This window comes from Vreelandella aquamarina (assembly GCF_044805175.1).
Lineage (GTDB): Bacteria > Pseudomonadota > Gammaproteobacteria > Pseudomonadales > Halomonadaceae > Vreelandella > Vreelandella aquamarina_B.
Genome location: NZ_CP085232.1, coordinates 3184832 through 3204375, shown reverse-complemented (window position 1 = coordinate 3204375; position 19544 = coordinate 3184832). Strand labels below are relative to the sequence as shown.

Here is a 19544-nt window from a genome sequence, read left to right as displayed (position 1 = left end):
TTTTCCATGCGCCTGGCCCTGTTTGACCTTGATGACACCCTCCTGGATGGAGACTGCAGCGACCGCTGGAATTTATGGATGATTGAGCAAGGGTGGATCAGCGATGTAGCGCCTTTTATAGCGCGCGCTGAGCAGATGCAGCAGGCCTACCATGCGGGAAAGCTCAAGTTGGAAGAGTATCTGGCCATGACCTTGGCACCGCTACGTGGGCGTCGGGTCATCGACGTGGAAAAAGAGGTCGAGCGCTTTGTCGCTACCCATTTACAGCCGCGCATTTTTGACCAAGCATGGCGCTGCCTGGATAACCACCGGCAAGCTGGTGATACCCTGGTGTTGATTTCCGCATCGTCACGTCATTTGGTAGCGCCGATTGCCGCCGTGCTGGGGATTGAGCACGTGCTTGCGGTGGAGCTGGAAGTCGCTACGTCTGAGGAGGGGAATATTTATACCGGACGCAGCCAAGGCGAACTCTCTTACCGTGGCGGCAAGGTGATTCGCTTCCAGCAGTGGCTGGCGGAGCAGGCGATTACACCTAGCCACACCACGTTCTACTCCGACTCCCGCAACGACCTGCCGCTACTGCAGCATGTGGATTGCGCCGTGGCGGTGAACCCCGACCCGGTACTTGCCGAGGTGGCTAGTGTTGAAGGGTGGCGGCGCTTAGACTGGCGAGCAGCCGCGCCTACCCCAGTTGCCAAGGCGGTTTAAACCGCCCGCCAAACCCAGTGAATCCACCGCCTGTTGGGCATTTGCTGGATCACAAAATAATCAGCGTAGCCAACCCCAAGAACGACAGAAAGCCCACCACATCGGTGACCGTGGTGAGAATCACCGCGCCGGAGAGGGCGGGGTCAATCTGCAGGCGCTTCAAAACCAACGGGATGAGGACGCCGGAAAGGTTGGCGAGGCTCATATTGATAAAGATCGCCAGGGTAATGACCAGGGTAATCAGCGGGTCGCTGAACCACAGGTAGGAAATACCGCCCACCACCAGCGCCCATACCAGGCCGTTGCTCATGCCTACCCATAACTCCTTGTTGTAGAGCCACTGCTTGTTGTTACCGGCAATTTGCCCAAGCGCTAAACCGCGAATGACCACCGTCAGGGTCTGGCTGCCTGCAATGCCGCCCATGCTGGCAACCACCGGCATGAGAATGGCGAGCGCAACGATTTGATCCAGCACCGCTTCAAACTGCCCGATAACAAAGGCGGCCAAAAAGGCGGTGAGTAAGTTAATACCCAACCAAATACCGCGGCTTTTGGCACTACGCAGAATAGGGGTAAATACTTCTTCCTCATCGCTGATCCCCGACATGTGCTTGAGCGTCATGTCGGCATCGTCTTGGGTAATTTCCAAAACGTCGGCAGCGTTTAACTGGCCTACGAGCAGCCCGTCGCTGTCGCATACCGGCACAAAGGGCAGCTCTTTGGAGCGCAGCAGGGCGGCGGCATCGCTGACTTTCATCTGGTCGTTGAGCGTGTAGGGAGCATCGTCCATGAACTCATCCACAGTGCTCTCCTGATTCTGCTTGACCAAGTCGATCAGTGTCAGGGTGCCCAGCAGGCGCTTCTCCTTATCGGTAATCATGATCTGCTGGGAGTCATCATCCAGCAGGTGGTGGATACGGATATAGCGTTGTACCGCTTCCAGCGAGACCCCTTGCTTTACATTGACCGTTTCTGGGTCCATGTAGCGGCCCACCACGTCCTCTTCATAGGCATGGAGGTTTTCAACCTGGGCGCGGATCTCCTGGTCTAGGCTGGCGTAAACGGTGGTCTTAACCTCTTCGTCAGCAACATCAAGAACCTCAGCGACTTCCTGGGCATCCAGGCCTTTAACAATTTGCTCAACGTCGCTAGCGGTCAGGTCTTCGATGTAGTCGGCACGGATGTCTTCATCTACTTCAGCGAGTACCTCACCGAGCAGTGCTTCTGGAACGTACTGCCACAGCAGGTCGCGGGTTTTGGCGGGAAAAGACTCAAGGGTGCGCGCAATCGCTAAAATATCGAGCTCAGCAAATAGCTCATTCAGGGCGGCTGTATCTTCTTCGTCTAGCAACTTTTGAAGATAGAGCAGCTGCTCCTCGGTGTTGGTGTATTTCTCTTCATCGCGCATAGAGTCCATCCTTTGGGGAAATTAATTTTTAACACAACTACTTGAAAGCGCTTGATGGCTCACGATGAATCTTATCGGCAGGCGGAGTTGAAAGCCACGAAGGCTTTTTTACCTTCGTGGCGAAGAGAGTATGGTGGTAAGTGGGGATATGAAGCGTTTAGTAACGTATTGCCTAGTGCTGCGTTGCAAAGGCCACGCGGACGCCATGCTGCAACCGCTGCTGGGCAGAAACCGGTGGTGTAGGATTGCCAATCATCTCGTCGGCGGCATCGGCCCAAGTAAGAATGCCGTGGGTAAAGCCAAGCGGGGCGAGTGCCCGGCTGACCCACTGTGTACCGCTAAAGCGCTTGGTTTCGCCCTGCGCATTGACCAGCAAGCTGACCGACTCATCGCGGTGTAGCCGCACGATATACCAGCCCATATCAATCCCGTGCAGCTCAACATCAGGCAGCGGCTCGGCCAGTTGAGAAAGCTCATCCAGGGTTAAACGAGGGGGAAGTGCGGGCATGACGTCACCTCATTAGCTTAACAATATCTATATGTAGTCTAATGAGTGCGTTGTATTTGTATAGATATTTTTAATCCGATGTCGCCGGTTGGTCTCTGCCCTGGCTACTGTGCCAAAGCAAGCCACAGTGATCTCCCCTGCTTGCCATCGGTGGAGTGGGAGAGCGCAGTAATCTCTGCCTGATACACCGTCGCGATGCGTTCAGGAACGAGCACGTCGCCGGGCCTGCCATCGGCAATGCGCTGACCTTGATGCAGTAACCAGATACGGTCTGCATAGGTGCCTGCGAGATTTAAATCGTGCAGTACACAGACAATAGCCATACGGTGTTGGGTCGCCCACGTGCGCAGCTGGCGCATTAAGCGCTGTTGTTGGCCGATATCCAGCGCACTGGTTGGTTCGTCCAGCAGTAGAAGGCCACCATCCTTGGCGGCCGGAGAACGGTGAGACAGCAGCTGACAGACCCCCCGGGCAATCATCACACGCTGTCGTTCGCCCCCAGACAGCGAGAGTACGCTACGGGGTGCGAGGTGAGTGATGTCCAGGTCATCCAGTAACGTCGATATTAACGCTCGACTTGGTTGGCTTCCCAGCGCTATCAGCTCTGTCACTTGCCAATCGAACCCCGTGAGTTCCTGCTGTGCGACGAGCGCGCGACGGCGGGCCAAAGCATCGATAGGCCACGATGTCAGTGGTTGCCCATCGAGCAAAAGCGCACCGTGTTCGCAGGGACGAAAGCCCGATAGCATGTTGAGCAGTGTACTTTTTCCGGCGCCATTAGGTCCCACAATGGCAAGTAGCTCACCTGGGTGCAGGGTAGCGCTAAACGGGGCAATGGCGGGAAGCGTGGTTAAACCGGCAGCTTGTAGCGTTAGCATGATGTAGTGCGGCGCATGAGCAGATAGAGAAAATAAGGGCCACCCAATAGGCTGGTCAGTAGCCCCACGGGCAGTTCGGCAGGTGCCGCGAGGGTGCGGGCAAGCGCGTCGGCCATGACCAATAAAATGGCGCCTCCCAACATTGAAGCGGGCAGCAGCAGGCGATGGCCGGGGCCAAGCCACAGCCTCAAGCAGTGGGGCACCAACAGTCCTAAAAATCCAATGACCCCGGTCAGTGCTACGCATAATCCCACCCCCAGCGAAGTTGCCAGCACGATGCGTCGCTTCAGCCGCGTGGCATCGAGGCCGGCAGCATAGGCGGTCGCCTCACCCAGCTGTAAGAGGTCTAGCGCTTTGGCGCTGCCTAGCAACAGCCAGAGGGCAAAAGCAATAAGCACCAAGGCAAGCGCGGTCGTGTGCCATAACGCGTTGGTTAGCGTACCCATGCCCCATAGGCTGAGTTGGCGCAGCTGTTCGTCGCTGGCGACAAAGGCCAGTACGCCGCCCGCGGCGCCCGCGAGCGTGTTGATGGCCAGCCCCGCCAGCAGCAGCGACATGACGGCACCGCCGCTTCCCCCTTGGCGTTTGGCAATGCCGAATACCACACCGCACACGCACAGCGCGCCGAGAAAACCTGCCGCAAATTGCCCATACAGGCTACCGGCACCTTCCTGAAACAGAACAATCCAGAGCGCGACGAATAGCCCAGCGCCACTGGCGAGGCCTAGCAGCGTCGGGTCGGCCAGCGGATTGCGAAAGAGGCCCTGCATTGCGGCACCGCTTCCGGCCAGCATGGCACCTACGGCCATGCCTAGCAGCAAGCGAGGGAGACGCAGCTGCCACCACACCTCAATACTCAAGGTATCGGCATGGCCGCTCAGCACTGCCCACGGAGTGATGCCTAATGCCCCAGTGCTGGCCCCCAACAGGAGCGCTGCGATGAGCGCAACAGTGAGTATGACCAGCACTTGCGTTGAACGGGGCATGAGACACAGTGGCCGTCGGTATAGATAGCTGTGCGTCGTCATGGGTTTACCTGTGCCGTCGCTTGGGCCACCAACTGCTCAACGCGTTGGCGCAGTGCGAGGAGTTGATCGGGCGCACGTGGGCCGAAGCCTAACAGCGCCTGATCATCGATTACGATTAACTGCCGCGCTTGACCAGCGGGCGTTAGCCGCATGCCGGGCAGTTGCCATAGCGCCTGTTTGCCTCCCAGCGCTTCTAGCCCTCGTGCCGACATCACGATGATGTCTGGCGCGTGATGGGCAAGCGATTCAGCCGAGACGCTGTGATAGCCCCGCATCTCTGCAAAGGCGTTATGCAGGCCAACGGCTTCCAAGGTGGCGTGAGCCGCAGTATCGCGTCCGGCTGCCCTGGGCGTTAGCCCGCTATGGTGCAAGATAAACATGGCCTTGAGAGGCGGTAGCGGCGGCTGTTCGGCGAGCCGTGCGAGCTTGGTATCAATTGCGGCTGCCAAGGTGTCGCCGGCCGGTTCATGGCCAAGATGCTGGCTGATCTCGCGCACCTTATCGGCAATCCCGTTGAGGGATGTCGAGGCGGGAATGATACTCACCTCAACGCCAACAGCGGCCAGTTGTTCGAGCACCTCGGGCGGCCCCGCGTGGCCTGCAGTGAGCACGCGGTCAGGCGAAACCGAAAGCACGCTCTCGGCAGAAAGCTGACGAAGGTAGCCCACCGAAGGCAGCGCGGCCATCTCAGGGGGGTAAACAACCGTATCATCCCTGGCGACCACGTTAATACTTGCTCCCAGGGCATCCACCGTTTCAGCGATATCGCCGCCGAGCACTACCCAACGCTCGCTGGCTTGGGCAGCGCTACTCAGCATCATAGCCATAAGGAAGCTGATCGCGTAGTGGCCAAGCTTCATGCGACGGCCTCATGGCGGTGTAACTCATTGAGCAGCTGTCGCCACTCGCTGCGCTCAGCGCGGCCCTCTTGGCGCTCTGCGTAGAGCTGCAAGACGAGCGAGCCTTGGGCATCAAAGGCTTCGACGCTGGTAACTCCGCCATCACGGTTAGGCTTGCTGACCATCCATAGCTGGTCAATGTCGGTGTCGTTAAGGTGCAGGGTGAAGCGTTCACCAAACAGGTTGAGCCAGCCACGCGCCCGCTGAGGAGCAGGCAGGGTGCCCGTGTGAATTTGCACGCAGCCGGGGCTGGCAACGAAAAGCATCAACGGTAACGACCGCTCACTGGCTTGTTGCAGTAGCGTTTCCAATGCTGCCACGGGGAGCGCCTGAGTAAAGCGTCCCTCCATCAGACGGTTGGCTTCCAGGCGCTCTAAATGATGACGCTGTAGCAGCGTGAAGAACTGATGCACATCGCGCATAGCACCCCACTCTTGGGCCAGCGTTGGCGCGCTGGGTAGTGGGCGTTGAGTGCGCGGCATGCATTGCGTAAAGGCCGGTGTATCTTGTGTGCCCATGGCAGCTAAGGTGCCCCAGGCTCTGGGGAGCGGCATTTCCAGCGCAAAGCACTTATGCACGGCAACGCCATGTTGGTTGAAGATTTGAACGCTCCAGCGCCAGGTTGTCTGTTCGCTCGTTGTGGAAGCGGGGTCGCGAATTAAGCATGCCCAGTGCCAGTGTGTGTAGAGCAAGCGCATGTCGAGGCCACCCGGGTCGAGCAGCAGACCTGTGTGAGCGCCGCCGCTCAGTTCGGGGTAGTCACCGGTTTGCTCGAGAACGGCCAGACGCGAGCGGGTGAGCGCTTTAACTCTGCCAAGCTGAGGCAAATAGGCAGCGAGCGCTTGTGGAGACAAAGGCAGTGTCCATACATCACGGCCCAAGCGTGCGGCTTGCAACTCGCCTTCACTAATGGCTAAGCGTTCGGCAATATCGATGGCGGGCAGGCGCGGCTGCGCCGCTCGTGCGGCATCAAAAGCGTCTAAGATTGCCGTTTGCTGCGATAACATCATGATTCACCTCCAGGATTACCACTGCCAGTTAAGCGTGGCGAGCAGGCTGCGCCCATCGCCCAAGCTGCCGTCAGGGCGATACCACTGTTTGTCGCCTACATTCGCTAAACGCAGCGAAGTGTCGACGGTGGGAGTCAGCTGCCACGCCACATGAACGTCGTGCAGGCCGTAACCTGGTAGGCGCGCATCGCTGCCCTGTTTGTCGAAGGATTGCGCGAAGCGGCCTTGCCAACCTAGGCGTAACTGATGGCTATACAGGGTCACTTCGCTGCCCAGCGTGAGCTCCAATGGCGTTTGGCTGCCCAGCGGCTCGTCGCTATCGCGATCTTTCCCCGATACCTCTGATAAGCCAGCGGTGCTGCTGATCATCGGAAACGCACGAGGCTGCCACGTAACGCGGGCATCAAAGCCCCAAAGCTGGGCTCGTTGAACGTTCACGGCTTGCGTGGTGCCGGCCATGATATCGACCTGAGTATCGATGAAGTCATCGGCGCGAGTGTCGAAATAGCTGGCGCGCACCTGCCAGTCGCCTTGCTGCCACACTAGGCCGCTTTCCCAGGTACTACTGGTTTCAGGGGACAGGTTGGGGTTGGGAACCCAGTAGTTATCCGGTGTGCAGAAGGAGGGGCCTGCACAAAAACCTGCAAAGTGGCGCTCATTGGCGTACAGCTCCGAGAGGCTAGGTGCGCGGAAGGCTTCGGCATAGCCTGAGAACAGCATCAGCGCGTCGTCGGGCCGCCATGCTAAGCGCAGCCGTGGTGACATTTGGTCATGGACACTGTCGGTGCCGTTTTGTCCGCTGGCGTCGTAACGGTCATAGCGGCCGCCCAGGCCGATATCGAACTGCCCGGCTCCCCCTTCCGCCCAATAACGGCCCGCCGTGAGCGTGGTGTCAAGATAGGCGGCCTGGGTGTCGATATCGGCGTTGGGAAAACCGTTCGCTTCGCCTGCCGGTCGCTGTCGGGCGCGCTCTAGCTCTGCGCCAAACACGAGGGTTTGGGTGAGCCAGCCGTGCTCTATGGTGTGGTAGCCGTCGCTCTGCAAACCGAGGCGTTCCAGCGTTCGGCTAGCCTGCGGCTCATCAATGTCTTGCTGGCTGAACGTTAATCGGGAGGTCACATCCGTCACGGCGCTTGGCTGCCAACGGTGGCCAAGTTGGGCGTTGTGGCTGGCAACCTCGCGGTCGCGTAAGGGGTTGCTGTCGGTGGCCAACCGCTGCTGCGGGTTCGCAGGTTGGGTCGTGTCTTCATGGTAATGTTGCCAACTAGCGAAAAAGCGCTGCTCGTCGCTGGGCTGCCAGCCGCCTTTGAGTAGCAGGCTGTTTAAGCTCGCCTCTTCCGGTGCCAGTGGGCCTCCTGCGCGGCGAATATCGCCCGACTCACTGTGACCCACGGAAAACACGCCATCTAAGTGGCCATTGTCCGTTTGTCGCTGCCCAAAGGCGGTCACACTGCCCCGTACTTCATCGTTGGCCGTCGCGCCACCCAGGGAAAGGCGGGCGCCGCTCTCTTTTCCCGGTGCCAGTAAGTCGTTTGCTTCTACGCTGGTAAAACTCACCACGCCACCCATCGCATTGCTGCCGTAGAGGCTGGAAAGGGCGCCCCGGGCGACCTGCACTTCTTGGATCAGCGCTGGGTCGAGAAAGAAATTACCCACATGGCCCGTGGATATATCCTGGCGAACGCCATCGAGTCGAACCAGCACGCCGTTGCGACCAAAGCCACGCATGCTCAAGGTTTGGCCATTTCGGCGGCCCTGGCCCGCCACATGCAAGCCGGGCTGGCGGCTAAGCACGTCTTCGACACGGGTGGCCGTGGAGAGCACAGCATCATCACGACGAATCACATCAATGATCAGCGGTGCTCGAGACAGGTCTGTAGGCGCTCGCGTGCCCGTGACGGTCATCGAGGTTAGTTCCGTCTCGCTTGCTTGTGCAGTGAGTAGTGGCAGTAAGGCAAGGCAAACGCCGAGGGGGTAGGTAGGTTTCATGGGCCAGCAGTTCCAACAAAGGGTGATGGAGTGAGTTGCTGGCTGGGTGCGATGGGCTACCTGGCTGGCTGAAGCGAAAAGGGGTTATGCCGTCAGAATTAGTTTGCCGCTTTTAGTGCGGCGTAAAATGTAGCGCCGCTGGTCATGATGAATCACCAGTTGGCCTTCTTGGCCTAGCAGTGCTTGGCTGGTGACCTCACGTTGGGCGCTAGGCGAGCCTTCAGGCGAGGCATATTTCTTCCTAGGCTGCATGAGATGTTATTTCCTGTGCTAATGATAACTATTAGCATTAATGTATCAGTATCTCTCACCTGCTTCAAGCGCTGAGCTGCCTTCCTTGGGGTGACATATACCCATGTGTCAGCTAGCCGTCATTAAATGGTCGCTTGACCGTCATACGCATTTCATTTTGCGCTACTAGCCTCCTTAGCAAACCGTTATGACGATGTCAGTGACTCTGCCAATGACTCTGCCAATGACTACGCCAACGAAAATGAGGGGGACATTATGAGCAAGGAAATCGAAGATCATCGCCTGTTTAACCAAAGCCACAACCAGCCGTTTGCTGAGGTGCTGGCCCAGCACGTTTCTCGTCGCGCTGTGATGCGGGGCGGCCTGGGGTTAGCAGCGGCCTCCATGCTGGGGTTTGGCGGTGCCGCTCAAGCGCTGGCGGGTGATCAGGCGAAAACGCCGTTAACCCTCGCCTTTGAAGCGGTTAAAGGCTCCCGCACGGATGCGGTCGTTGTGCCGGAAGGCTACGTGGCGCAAGTGCTGGTGCCTTGGGGCACGCCGCTGCAGGAAGGCCAGGAGTGGCAGGCTGACCAGCCCATGACGCCCGAGCGCCAAGCGATGAGCGTGGGGATGCACCACGACGGCATGGCCGGTTTTGCCCTGGATGCGGATAACGCCTCGCGCCGTTTTGTACTGGCGCTAAACAACGAGTACATCGACCAAGCAGCGCTATGGGCACCCCAAGGTGGGCCGACCAATGCCGAAGAGGGGGCGCGCCCCGCAGACGAGTCACGCACCGAAATCAATGCCCACGGCGTGACCATTGTTGAAGTGGAAAAAGGCGCCAATGGCCAGTGGACTCACGTTGCCAACTCCCCCTATAACCGCCGCTTCACCAGCGCCACGGTGATGGATCTCGCAGGCCCCGTGGCGGGTAGCGACTATGTGAAAACGCAGTTCTCCCCTGACGGCACGCAGACTCGCGGTACCAATAACAACTGCGGTAACGGCGTGACGCCCTGGGGCACCTATATCGCCTGTGAAGAGAACTGGCCCGATATTTTCGTCAACCGTGGCGAGCGCTTCCAGGATGATGCGCGCATCGGCATTCCCACCGACAAGAGCCGCTACGGCTGGGATACCTCGGCGGGCGACGCCACCGAGCAGAACGGCGAGTTTGCCCGCTTTGACATCACCCCACGCGGTGAGCGTGCCGAGGATGACTACCGCAACGAAGCGCGCACTTTCGGCTACCAAGTAGAAGTCGACCCCTACAGCGGCGCCCGCGCGGTGAAGCGCACGGCGCTGGGGCGCTTTCGCCATGAAGGGTGCTGGCTGGGTAAATTAGAAGCAGGCAAGCCTATCGTCTTCTATTCAGGCCACGACGCCCGTAACGAGTATGTCTACAAGTACGTCTCCGACGCCGCCTGGGACCCCGCCGATGCCAACCGCCCCGGTGAGGAGTACGACCGTCTCGCCATCGGCAGCAAGTACATGGACAACGGCACGCTCTACGTAGCGCGTTTCCACGCGGATGGCAGCGGTGAGTGGCTGCCGTTAACGCCGAGTGCCAAGACTCAGGATGGCCGCACGTTGGCCGCCGCGCTTGGCCTGGCCGAGAGCGATCTTGCCGGTATCATCATCAACACCTGCGATGCCGCCGACCTGATGGGGGCAACGCCGATGGACCGCCCCGAGTGGGCTACGGTAGACCCCGCTTCCGGCGAGGTGTACCTCACCCTCACCAATAACTCAAAGCGCAGTGAAGAGGGTACGGCTGCTACCTTCACTAACGAAGGCAGCGATATTGCCCAGCCGGGGGTAGGGTTTGCCACAGCCCCGACGAATGCCACTAACCCACGGGCCAACAACGAGGCTGGGCATGTGATTCGCTGGCGGGAGAGCCGCTTGCCCAACGCCTTCACCTGGGAAGTATTTGTGTTTGGCGCAGCAGCCGACGACGCGGATAACCACTCCGGGCTAAACGAGATGAACCAGTTCGCCAGCCCCGACGGCCTGTGGTTCGATGAGCGTGAAGATGGCCAAGGCATCCTGTGGATTCAGACCGACAACGGCTACGAAGGCGTTACCGAGCACACCAACGACCAGCTACTGGCCGTAGTGCCCAATGGGCTGGAGGATATTCGCGGCACCGGGCCGGTGATCAACAGCAGCAACCAGCAGCAGCTCAAACGCTTTGCGGTCGGCCCGAACGGGTGTGAAGTCACCGGCATCTTTGCCACGCCGGATAAAACCGCGCTGTTTATCAACATCCAACACCCCGGCAACTGGCCCGCCGATGGCAACGCCCTGGTGCAAGACGCCACCGCTGCCGCCAGCGGCCAGGTACGCCCCCGCGCCGCTACCGTGGTGATTCAGAAGCGCGATGGTGGGCCGGTGGGGGTGTAAACCGCTAGCGTGCTACCGCTGTTTCAAGCAGTCACCAAAGCCTCGCGAATGCGGGGCTTTTTTTAGGAAGGGCATATCAACGCCGCCCATACGCCGCTAAAAACACGTCCACGGCGCTGGTGACTTGGCGCTTGAGTTCCTCATCCGTGGGCGGTGGGCGCACGCCCATACGGACTTCTTTGATGAGCATCCCCTGCCACATGCTGCAGAGTTGATCGGCAGCTAGCGCGGGGGTGGGTAGGGTGAGGTGCCCGGCGCTGGCCAGCCCTTCCAGCTTTTCCCTTAGCCACTGGGTGATGGCCCAGGGGCCCGCCTCAAAAAACGCCTGTAGTAGCTTGGGGTGCTGCTCGCCCTGCTGGCTCATCACTCGCTCAACCGCCAATACGTGGGGTTCCAATAAAAAGCGCACCATACCGATACCCACTTCAATGAGCGATTGGCGTACCGCGTCGTGGGTGTCGGGGAGCTGCGCTAGCCCTTGCCGAATCGTCGCAGTTTCCCGCCGAATCACGCTGCCAAACAGCGCTTCCTTAGACGTGAAGTGCCCATACACCGTTACTTTGGAAACGCCTGCCTCCCGCGCAACGGCCTCCATGGTGACGGCCTCCAAGCCATTACGGAAAAACAGGCACGCCGCAGCGTCCATCATCGCATCGCGTTTCGCCATATCTTTAGGGCGGCCCGCGCTGCGCTTTTGGTCAGATGACGGCGGTTGAGCGTCTGTCATGCAATGAACCCCTGGCCATGCGTAAATAGTTATTGAACGGCAGCGTACACATATTATAGTGAACGATACCGTTCAAGAATAAATCATTTTGAGGCCAACATGGGCACGTTAAACACTTCCTGGGGCCACCGGCTGCGCGGCGCGCTGGCGGCACTGCTGATGATAGGCGCTACCGTCGCCGTGGTGGTACTGCTAACCAGCCAGCACAGCAGCGCACAGCAGGCGCGCCAGCAAGGGGCGGATAACGCCTTGCTCCAGGTGGCCACGCTTCCGCTCTCCCAGGCAGAAACGCTCAGGCGGGAGGTTCGTTTAACCGGACGGGTGGTCGCGCGCCAGTCGGTGTCATTAGCTTTTGAACCCGCCGGGCGGGTGGCAACCATACTGGCCGAGCGTGGTGATGCCGTAGAGCAAGGGGAGGTGCTGGCTACCCTGGATACTCGCCGCCTGGAGAGCCGTTTAGCCGAAGTGGCAGCGCGCAGCGAAGAAGCCCGCGCCAGCCTCGCCCTTGCCCAGCGCCAGGAAGAGCGTGAAGCGCAGTTGAATCAAAGCAACTTCGCCAGCCGCACGGCGCTGGACCAAGCCCGCACCGACCGTTTAACCCTGCAAGCGCGACTCTCTGCCCTAGCGGCCGAGCGCGATAGTCTCACGGCGGATTTAGAAGACAGCACCTTAAAAGCCCCCTTCGCTGGACGGGTGGTAGAGCGCCATATTGATGTGGGCAGCTTGGTGAGCAGCGGCACGGCCGCTTTCGATATCGTGGATACCCGCCAGCTAGAAGCCCACCTTGGCTTGCCAGCTCGGCTAGCGGCGACGTTCACCATGGGGGAGTCCGTCACGCTGCACGTAAACGGCCAGTCAATTACAGGCGAGGTGCGCACTCGCCTGCCCCAGGTGGATAGCGACAGCCGCACGCAAACACTGGTCGTGGCGCTGACAAGTGACAGCCGCGCGGTGCCTGGCGATCTGGCCGAGTTGAGCTACTCGATGACCGAACCCGCCAGCGGTTACTGGGTACCGCTATCTGCACTGCGTGCCGCCGACCGCGGGTTGTGGAACGTACTGGTTGCCGAACCCCAGGAAAATGAGCGCTACCGTGTGGCACAGGCTAGCGTAGAGCTGCTGCATACCGAAGGCGACGACGCCTTTGTACGTGGCACGCTGGCCCCCGGTATGCGGTTAATTAGCAGTGGCACCCACCGCGTTACGCCTGGGCAGCTGGTCACGCTTAGCGAGGAAGTGGCCCATGCAGCGCATTGAGTGGTTGTTTAATCGCCGCTTGTTGGCACTTTCGCTAGGCCTGCTGATTGTTGCCGGGCTGTCGGCCATCCAAACCCTGCCCAGGGCGGAAGACCCGCATCTGGTGGCGCGCAACGCCACCGTGCTGGCGCCGTATCCGGGCGCAACCCCCGAGCAAATCGAAGCCCTGGTGGCGCGCCCGATCGAGCAGGAACTCCGCACGATTGCAGAGATTAACGTGCTGGAGTCCACTTCTCGGCAAGGTATTGCCGTGATTAGCCTGGAGTTGGACGATGCGGTGACCAATGTCACGCCGGTCTGGAGCCGCGTGCGCGATAAGCTGGGTGATGTAGCGTCCTCGCTACCGGAAGGCGTACAAACGCCTGAGCTGTTGGATGACCGTAGCTACGCGTTCAGCATTGTGGCCGCGCTGCGCTGGACGCTGGATACACCGCCCAACCCGCAGCTGATGGAGCGCTACGCAGAGCGCTTGGAAGATGCGTTCCGACAGGTGGCGGGGACCGAATATACCCACCGTTTTGGTGTGGCTGGAGAGCAGGTCGAGGTAATGGTCGACCCGCTGGAACTCAACGCGTTAGGGCTCTCCGTGGGCCAACTGGCAGCGGCCATTGAAGCCAGCGACGGCCGCCGCACGGCAGGCGAGGTGGTCACGCAAGGGCATCGGCTCACGGTGGGCTTAAGCGGCGAATTTGATGCGCTTGACCGGCTGCGGGAGGTCAACGTCACTACTCGGCAGGGCCAGAGTGTCAAGCTGGGGGAAATTGCCGAACTGCGCCGTGGCGTGCAGGACCCACCCCGCGCGGTGGCGCTGCTCAACGGTGAGCGGGCCGTGTTTGTGGGTGCCCGCATGGAGCCTGGCCAGCGGATCGACCTCTGGGTGGCGCGGGCGCAGGCGCGGATGGCGACGTTTGCGGACGAGTTGCCGGTAGGGTTGGCGGTAGAGGAGGTGTTCGAGCAGGCCAGCTATACCAATCAGCGCCTAAGCGATGTGGCACTCAGCCTGCTGATGGGCCTGGTACTGGTGGTAGCGATTCTGTTTCTAACCATGGGCTGGCGCTCCGCGCTCACCGTCGGGCTAGCCATTCCGGCAACGGCGTTGCTCACTCTGGCGCTCTTTAAGCCGCTAGGGATAGACATCCACCAGATGAGCATTATCGGCATTATTGTCGCACTGGGGCTGATGGTGGATAACGCCATTGTAATGACCAATGCCCTGCGCGAGCGCTTCCTCCAAGGGGATTCCGCGCTGGCCGCCACCCGCGATGCGCTGCGCCATTTAGCGGTGCCGCTGCTCGCCAGCACGCTCACCACCATTTTAGCCTTTATGCCCATCGTGCTGATGCCAGGCCCCGCTGGGGAGTTTGTCGGGCCGCTCGCCATGGCGGTGATGGTGGCGCTGGTCAGCTCTTATCTGGTTTCGCTACTGCTGGTGCCCGCGCTATCCCCCATGCTGCTGGCCAAGGTAGCCGCCAAACCGCCCGCCCCGCGGGATAGCGCGATGAAGTGGGCGTTTCGCGGCGCGGTACGCAGCGCCCTGCGCTACCCTGTCGCGGCGATGGTGATCACCCTATGCGTGCCGGTGGGCGGAATGGCGCTGATGCCGACGCTAGACGTGGCGTTCTTCCCACCCGCTGACCGCGACCAGTTCCACATTGAAATACGCCTGCCCGCTGCCAGCAGCATTGCCAAAACAGAAGCGTTGGCCCACGAAGTAGACGGCATGGTGCGCGAGCTGCCGGGCGTGGTGCGCGTCTCCTCGTTTATCGGTGAAAGTGCGCCGATGATGTATTACAACGTGTTGACCCATGAGGATAACAACCCCGCGTTTCTGCATCTGATCGTCGATACGGAGTCGTTAGAAGTCACCAATCAGCAGGTGCCGCGGCTGCAGCAAGCCCTTGACCGACGCTTTCCCCAAGCCCAGAGCGTCGTGCGTAAATACGAGCAGGGGCCACCCTTTAAAGCGCCCATTGAGCTACGTGTGTATGGCGATGACCTGGAGGTGCTTTCATCCCTGGGGCTGGAGCTGGCGGGCCTGATGCATCAGCTACCCCAGGTCACCCACGTGCGCGCAGGAATGCAGCGTGACCTGCCCCGGCTCATGCTTGATATCGACCACACCGCGCTGGGCGATGTCGGGCTGACACCGCAGAACCTAGCGGAGCAGGTGGGTGCCGCGCTCTCCGGCCAGCCTGCCGGTATGTTGTTGGAAGATACGCAGCAGCTGCCGGTGCGAGTGCGTTATGCGGATGAGTGGCGTACCGATGCTGAGCGGCTTGCCGCACTGCGCCTGGTGAGTGACCAGGCCAGCGAGGGTTTGCCGTTAGCCGCCGTGGCCGAAAGCTACCTCGCCCCCTCCTGGAGTGTGATTACCCGCCGCAATGCCGAGCGTGTGCAGCTGGTGCAAGGCTATTTAGTGGCCGATGCGCTACCGGCAGTATCCATGGCGCAGCTGGATGCCAAGCTTCAGGCGGCGCTTGAGAAAGGTGAGCTGACGTTGCCAGCCGGGTATCGCCTCGAGATCGGCGGGGAAGCCGCCGAGCGCGATGAGGCGGTCGGTCAACTGCTGGCATCGGTGGTGTTACTGGTGATTGCGATGGTGGCTACGGTGGTGCTGGCGTTTAACTCCTTCCGCCGCGCTGCCATTGTGTTTATTGCCGGCGCCCAGGCCATGGGCATGGGGATAGTAGCGCTGCTGCTGAGCGGCCATGCGTTTGGCTTCGTGATTATTGTCGGTGTGATGGGCTTGGTGGGCGTCGCCATCAATGCCACGATTATCATTATTGCCGCCTTTGATGACGATGACGCTGCCCGGCAAGGCAATACGGAAGCCATGCTCGCGGTCATCAGCGGCCCCACGAGCCGGCATATTGTGTCTACCACCATCACCACCTTTGCCGGATTGATTCCGCTGATGGTCGCTGCCGGTGGCCTATGGCCGCCGTTTGCCCAAACGGTGGGTTTTGGACTACTGCTAGCTACGCTGGTGTCGTTTTTCTTCACGCCAGCGCTCTATCGGCTGTGGGTGGCGTCTTCTGGTGGTGAAAGCAGCCAGAGCTGATGCCATAGCATCGCCAGTTAAGCGCTCACTGCGCGTCAAGAGCAAAGGAGAGGATAAGGGGCCAAGCGGCCCCTTTATCGTTGATCAGTTTTTAGCGGGTGTGGCGGCGAAAGAGGCGGTGGCGGAGTGATCCACCGCGTCCGCCAGCATTTCGGCGGTAATAGCGGAGAGCGTCCAGCCCAAATGGCCGTGCCCCGTGTTATAGAACACCGTGGGCAGGCGTCCTGGGCCCACTTTGGGTAGCATGTTCGGCAGCATCGGGCGCAGGCCTGCCCAAGGCACTACGCGCTGGGTGCTGACGCCAGGGAAGCACTGCTCTACCCAGCGCACCAGCGGCTGAATGCGGTCGTTACGGATGTCGCGGTTCGCGCCGTTAAACTCGGCGGTACCGGCCACGCGGAAGCGGTCGTTGCCCAGACGGCTGGTCACTAGTTTGGTCTCGTCATCCAGCAGGCTCACCGTTGGCGCGGCCAGCTGTGAGGCTTCGTCGTCCAGCTGTACGGTGATGGAGTAGCCTTTGACCGGATAGATATTCACCCGATCGCCCAGCTTCGCGGCAATGGCGCGGCTGCCAATACCAGCACACACCACCACGCTATCGAAGCTGTGCCGCACCTCTTCGCCGTCCACCGAAGCGCTAACCCACGCGCTGTTCTCATCCGCCCCCAGGTCGGTGACTTGATGGCCGTAGTTAAGATGCACACCCCGTTTGGCGGCTGCGTTCGCCAATCCATTGGTGTACTTATGGATATCCCCCGTGGCGTCGCTTTCGGTAAAGAAACCGCCGTAATAGCTGCCAGCCAGTGTGGGTTCGATAGCGCGCATCTCTTCTGGGGTCACCGCGCGGCGCTCAAGCCCGCCTTTGCTTAGCAGTTGCGAGACCTTGGCGGCATGTTCGTAGCCGGCTTTATCGCGATAGATATGCAGAATGCCTTTGTGCTTCACATCGAAATCGATCTGCTCGTCCTTGGCCCACTGGAACAGGTGTTCCCGGGCAGCAATCGCGAGGCGAGCGGTCTCGGTGGTATTGTCGGCATAGCGGGGAATAGCGGCGATGAATTCTGAGAACCAGCTCAGCTTGTGCCAGGTAGGGCGAGGGTTGACGAGCAGCGGCGCGTCGTTTTTCAGCATCCAGCGCAGGCCTTTGATGACCGTGGGCCAGTGGTTCCATACCTCAGCATTGGAGGCGGAGAGCTGCCCGCCGTTGGCAAAGGAGGTTTCCATCGCGGCGTAGCGATGTTTTTCAAACACGGTTACATCGAAACCGCGTTTAGCGAGGGCGTAGGCGCTGGTAATACCGGTGATACCACCGCCAATCACTGCAATGCGTTGCATGAGTCTCTCCACAGATTGTATGAGCGTCGGGCGATACTCCCGGCCAAGTGATGGCTAGGTGTACCCCTTCCGTCATGGAACCTGAGAGATTCACGCATCAATAGTGAAGCGCTTGCTCCTTCGGTGGGCTGAGTGACGCCGTCATCAACCGCTCTTCGGAACGTATAAAGACATCTGCAGTCGCGGTCCGTGGGCCTGAGAGTTTCCGGGGTCGTTGCTCCTTCGGCGCTGGTGGAGAACACCAGTCTCTCCCGCGATTATCTGGTGAGTGTTTTAACGCGACAGAGACAAAAAGGAAATAGGCGAAAGGTGGAAGCCTTCAATAGTGCCGCTTTGCTAGACCGTGTGTTTTCACCGACAATATTCCCTACCTTCCAGCAACGGACCAACGCGCATGCAGGCAAACGGATTTTTTGAGGGCATCGGCGAAGCGATTGGTGAAGTCATTCGCGTCGTAGTGAAGTTCTTGGTGGGCATCTTCACCAACTTTTTTGGTGCGTTTGACGACTTTATCGGTGGGCTGACTCGGTCGCTGGGGATTAGCGACTCCTTCTTGAGCTTAGCGGTACTGCTTATTGGCCTGCTGGTGCTATGGGGCGGATTGCGGGCGTTTCTGCGCGGCTCCCTCATTGGCGGCATTCTACGCACGCTGATTGGGCTATTTATCCTGTCGTGGCTGATGATGTAGCGCTTATCAACAGCTGAGAGATTCGGCTTCTTGAATGTGTTTCATGAGCAGATGACGCATTGTCATTTGCTTGTTTGGAGCATTTTGTCATCATTTGCCCCCTTTTTGTGCAAAGGCGAGTGCGATGAAGACGTATCTTGGCAAGATGCGGGGAGAACGAACGGCGCGCCCTCGAGTCGGCTGGCAGGATGCTTGCTGGTCCTGGCTTGGAGCGTTTAGTGGCATGGCGCTCATTTGTTGGTTAAGCGCCGAGTGGCTCTCGCATCAACTACTTATCGTGGGCTCTTTTGGGGCAACATCGGTATTGATTTACGCTGCACCGGAAAGCCCGTTTGCCCAGCCTAGCCATGTGCTATTCGGCAGCGTGCTCTCCGCCTGTGTGGGCGTATGCTGCTACCAGTGGCTGGGCGCAACGCCTCTTTCCATGGCATTGGCGGTATCGCTCTCCATCCTGTTGATGCAACTGACCCATACGGTGCACCCACCAGGAGCGGCCGCCGCGCTGATTGCTGTGGCGGGTGGCAGCAGCGTGCATCAGTTGGGATGGTGGTATCCATTGATGCCTATTGGCTCTGGCAGCATCATTATGTTGGTGGTAGCGATACTGGTGAATAACTTAGCGCGCCACCGTCGCTATCCGCGCTACTGGTAACGTTGTAGCTGCTCTTCCAGGGCAAAAATATGCGCATCCTCGGTGCCCAACTCGCGCAGCGCTTGGGCCAGATTCAGCAAATAGGCGCTGTTAGGGCCGCTGGGGCCGTGGGCCTGGGCAATTTGCCGGGCAATCTCGGCCAGCGGCGCGTCACCTAAAAATGCTGGGTTGTCGTCGCTGGCCAGGTAAATCAATCCGTCAGTGGGCGCTTGGGTGGCATCGGGGTTGCCCGTCTCATCCAGAAAGGTCAGCGTAACTTTTTCCCGCAGATAGCCGTTTTTCTCTCGCACATCCAGCGGTGCCAACACCTCTGGGGTGATGCGATAGGCCATACCGTGGCATACCGCGCCTTCGGCACGAATCAGCGTCGCCACACGCCCCGGCGCTTCTGGCGTGCCGCGGTGGTCGTGGGAACCTTGCCAAAAGCGCCGCGCCCAGCCGGTAATCGCCGCAGGCCTGCGCTCTAAATAGTCAAAATCGGCCTTCCAAATCAGCGAACCGTAGCCAAAGAGCCAGATATCCGCATGGCCGTCGAAGAAGTTTCTTTGCTGGTTTAACGTCGTGGTATCAAGCAACATAAGCGATCTACATTTGTGACCAAAGTGGCTGTACGCGCATGGCGTTAACGGTAATTTATCATCCGGGTTATACGATTGATTTGCCAGCCAATTACTTTTTTTCATAGCGAAAGGCAGAGTACGTTGTTCATAACACCGCTACGGTGAGTGGGTCGACGAGTAACCAACGCCCCTATTT

The 19544-nt window shown here is 59.6% G+C and carries 17 protein-coding genes and 2 riboswitches; of the genes, 6 read left to right on the top strand and 11 right to left on the bottom strand.

Annotation, left to right across the window (positions count from 1 at the left end):
- The first annotated feature begins 6 nt into the window (after positions 1 to 6).
- A complete protein-coding gene (locus LG300_RS14815) occupies positions 7 to 708 on the top strand; it encodes an HAD family hydrolase (RefSeq protein ID WP_404376073.1) in 702 nt (233 codons plus the stop codon).
- Between the two features lie 49 nt (positions 709 to 757).
- Here the strand turns inward: LG300_RS14815 and mgtE are convergent, their stop codons facing one another.
- From mgtE to hemP, 8 genes are all read right to left on the bottom strand, one after another.
- On the bottom strand, positions 758 to 2116 hold the full coding sequence (mgtE, locus tag LG300_RS14810) for a magnesium transporter (RefSeq protein WP_404376072.1): 1359 nt from the start codon (positions 2114 to 2116) through the stop codon (positions 758 to 760).
- A 172-nt stretch (positions 2117 to 2288) separates the two neighbouring features.
- Positions 2289 to 2624: a DUF6482 family protein gene (locus tag LG300_RS14805; protein ID WP_404376071.1), complete on the bottom strand. Its 336-nt coding sequence runs from the start codon at positions 2622 to 2624 to the stop codon at positions 2289 to 2291.
- Positions 2625 to 2728: 104 nt separating this feature from the next.
- Complete coding sequence (locus tag LG300_RS14800; RefSeq protein ID WP_404376070.1) at positions 2729 to 3502, bottom strand: ATP-binding cassette domain-containing protein; 774 nt, start codon at positions 3500 to 3502, stop codon at positions 2729 to 2731.
- Positions 3496 to 4488: a FecCD family ABC transporter permease gene (locus LG300_RS14795; RefSeq protein ID WP_404376069.1), complete on the bottom strand. Its 993-nt coding sequence runs from the start codon at positions 4486 to 4488 to the stop codon at positions 3496 to 3498. Before LG300_RS14795 ends, LG300_RS14800 begins: the two co-directional genes overlap by 7 nt.
- A gap of 38 nt (positions 4489 to 4526) precedes the next feature.
- Complete coding sequence (locus tag LG300_RS14790; protein WP_404376068.1) at positions 4527 to 5390, bottom strand: hemin ABC transporter substrate-binding protein; 864 nt, start codon at positions 5388 to 5390, stop codon at positions 4527 to 4529.
- Positions 5387 to 6439, bottom strand: a complete 1053-nt coding sequence (locus LG300_RS14785; protein ID WP_404376067.1) for a ChuX/HutX family heme-like substrate-binding protein — start codon at positions 6437 to 6439, stop codon at positions 5387 to 5389. The genes LG300_RS14790 and LG300_RS14785 overlap by 4 nt, the downstream gene beginning before the upstream one ends.
- 15 nt (positions 6440 to 6454) lie before the next feature.
- Positions 6455 to 8428: a TonB-dependent receptor domain-containing protein gene (locus tag LG300_RS14780; protein ID WP_404376066.1), complete on the bottom strand. Its 1974-nt coding sequence runs from the start codon at positions 8426 to 8428 to the stop codon at positions 6455 to 6457.
- 84 nt (positions 8429 to 8512) lie between these two features.
- The gene (hemP, locus tag LG300_RS14775) at positions 8513 to 8680 is read right to left on the bottom strand and encodes a hemin uptake protein HemP (RefSeq protein ID WP_404376065.1); all 168 of its coding nucleotides are present in this window, start codon (positions 8678 to 8680) and stop codon (positions 8513 to 8515) included.
- A 255-nt stretch (positions 8681 to 8935) separates the two neighbouring features.
- Between hemP and LG300_RS14770 the strand changes: the two genes are divergently transcribed.
- A complete protein-coding gene (locus tag LG300_RS14770; protein WP_404376064.1) occupies positions 8936 to 11068 on the top strand; it encodes a PhoX family protein in 2133 nt (710 codons plus the stop codon).
- A 76-nt stretch (positions 11069 to 11144) separates the two neighbouring features.
- Here LG300_RS14770 and LG300_RS14765 read toward each other — a convergent pair whose 3' ends face one another.
- Complete coding sequence (locus LG300_RS14765; RefSeq protein ID WP_404376063.1) at positions 11145 to 11795, bottom strand: TetR/AcrR family transcriptional regulator; 651 nt, start codon at positions 11793 to 11795, stop codon at positions 11145 to 11147.
- A gap of 99 nt (positions 11796 to 11894) precedes the next feature.
- Between LG300_RS14765 and LG300_RS14760 the strand changes: the two genes are divergently transcribed.
- The gene (locus LG300_RS14760) at positions 11895 to 13052 is read left to right on the top strand and encodes an efflux RND transporter periplasmic adaptor subunit (RefSeq protein ID WP_404376062.1); all 1158 of its coding nucleotides are present in this window, start codon (positions 11895 to 11897) and stop codon (positions 13050 to 13052) included.
- Positions 13039 to 16113, top strand: coding sequence for an efflux RND transporter permease subunit (locus LG300_RS14755; protein WP_404376061.1), 3075 nt, complete (start codon positions 13039 to 13041; stop codon positions 16111 to 16113). The genes LG300_RS14760 and LG300_RS14755 overlap by 14 nt, the downstream gene beginning before the upstream one ends.
- Before the next feature lie 84 nt (positions 16114 to 16197).
- On the opposite strand, the gene LG300_RS14750 is transcribed toward LG300_RS14755, so the two are convergent.
- Positions 16198 to 17448 (bottom strand): D-amino acid dehydrogenase, encoded by a 1251-nt coding sequence (locus tag LG300_RS14750; protein ID WP_404376060.1) that lies wholly within the window; start codon positions 17446 to 17448, stop codon positions 16198 to 16200.
- Between the two features lie 59 nt (positions 17449 to 17507).
- A riboswitch (glycine riboswitch) is annotated at positions 17508 to 17617 on the bottom strand.
- 4 nt (positions 17618 to 17621) lie between these two features.
- Positions 17622 to 17712: riboswitch (glycine riboswitch) on the bottom strand.
- Positions 17713 to 17842: 130 nt separating this feature from the next.
- On the opposite strand from LG300_RS14750, the gene LG300_RS14745 reads away from it, so the two are divergent.
- The gene (locus tag LG300_RS14745) at positions 17843 to 18136 is read left to right on the top strand and encodes a hypothetical protein (protein WP_404376059.1); all 294 of its coding nucleotides are present in this window, start codon (positions 17843 to 17845) and stop codon (positions 18134 to 18136) included.
- Positions 18137 to 18260: 124 nt separating this feature from the next.
- A complete protein-coding gene (locus tag LG300_RS14740; protein WP_404376058.1) occupies positions 18261 to 18788 on the top strand; it encodes an HPP family protein in 528 nt (175 codons plus the stop codon).
- On the opposite strand, the gene LG300_RS14735 is transcribed toward LG300_RS14740, so the two are convergent.
- Positions 18779 to 19366 carry a gamma-glutamylcyclotransferase gene (locus tag LG300_RS14735; RefSeq protein ID WP_404376057.1) on the bottom strand — a complete coding sequence of 196 codons (588 nt, stop codon included), beginning with the start codon at positions 19364 to 19366 and terminating at the stop codon, positions 18779 to 18781. The genes LG300_RS14740 and LG300_RS14735 overlap by 10 nt on opposite strands.
- Positions 19367 to 19544: the final 178 nt, after the last annotated feature.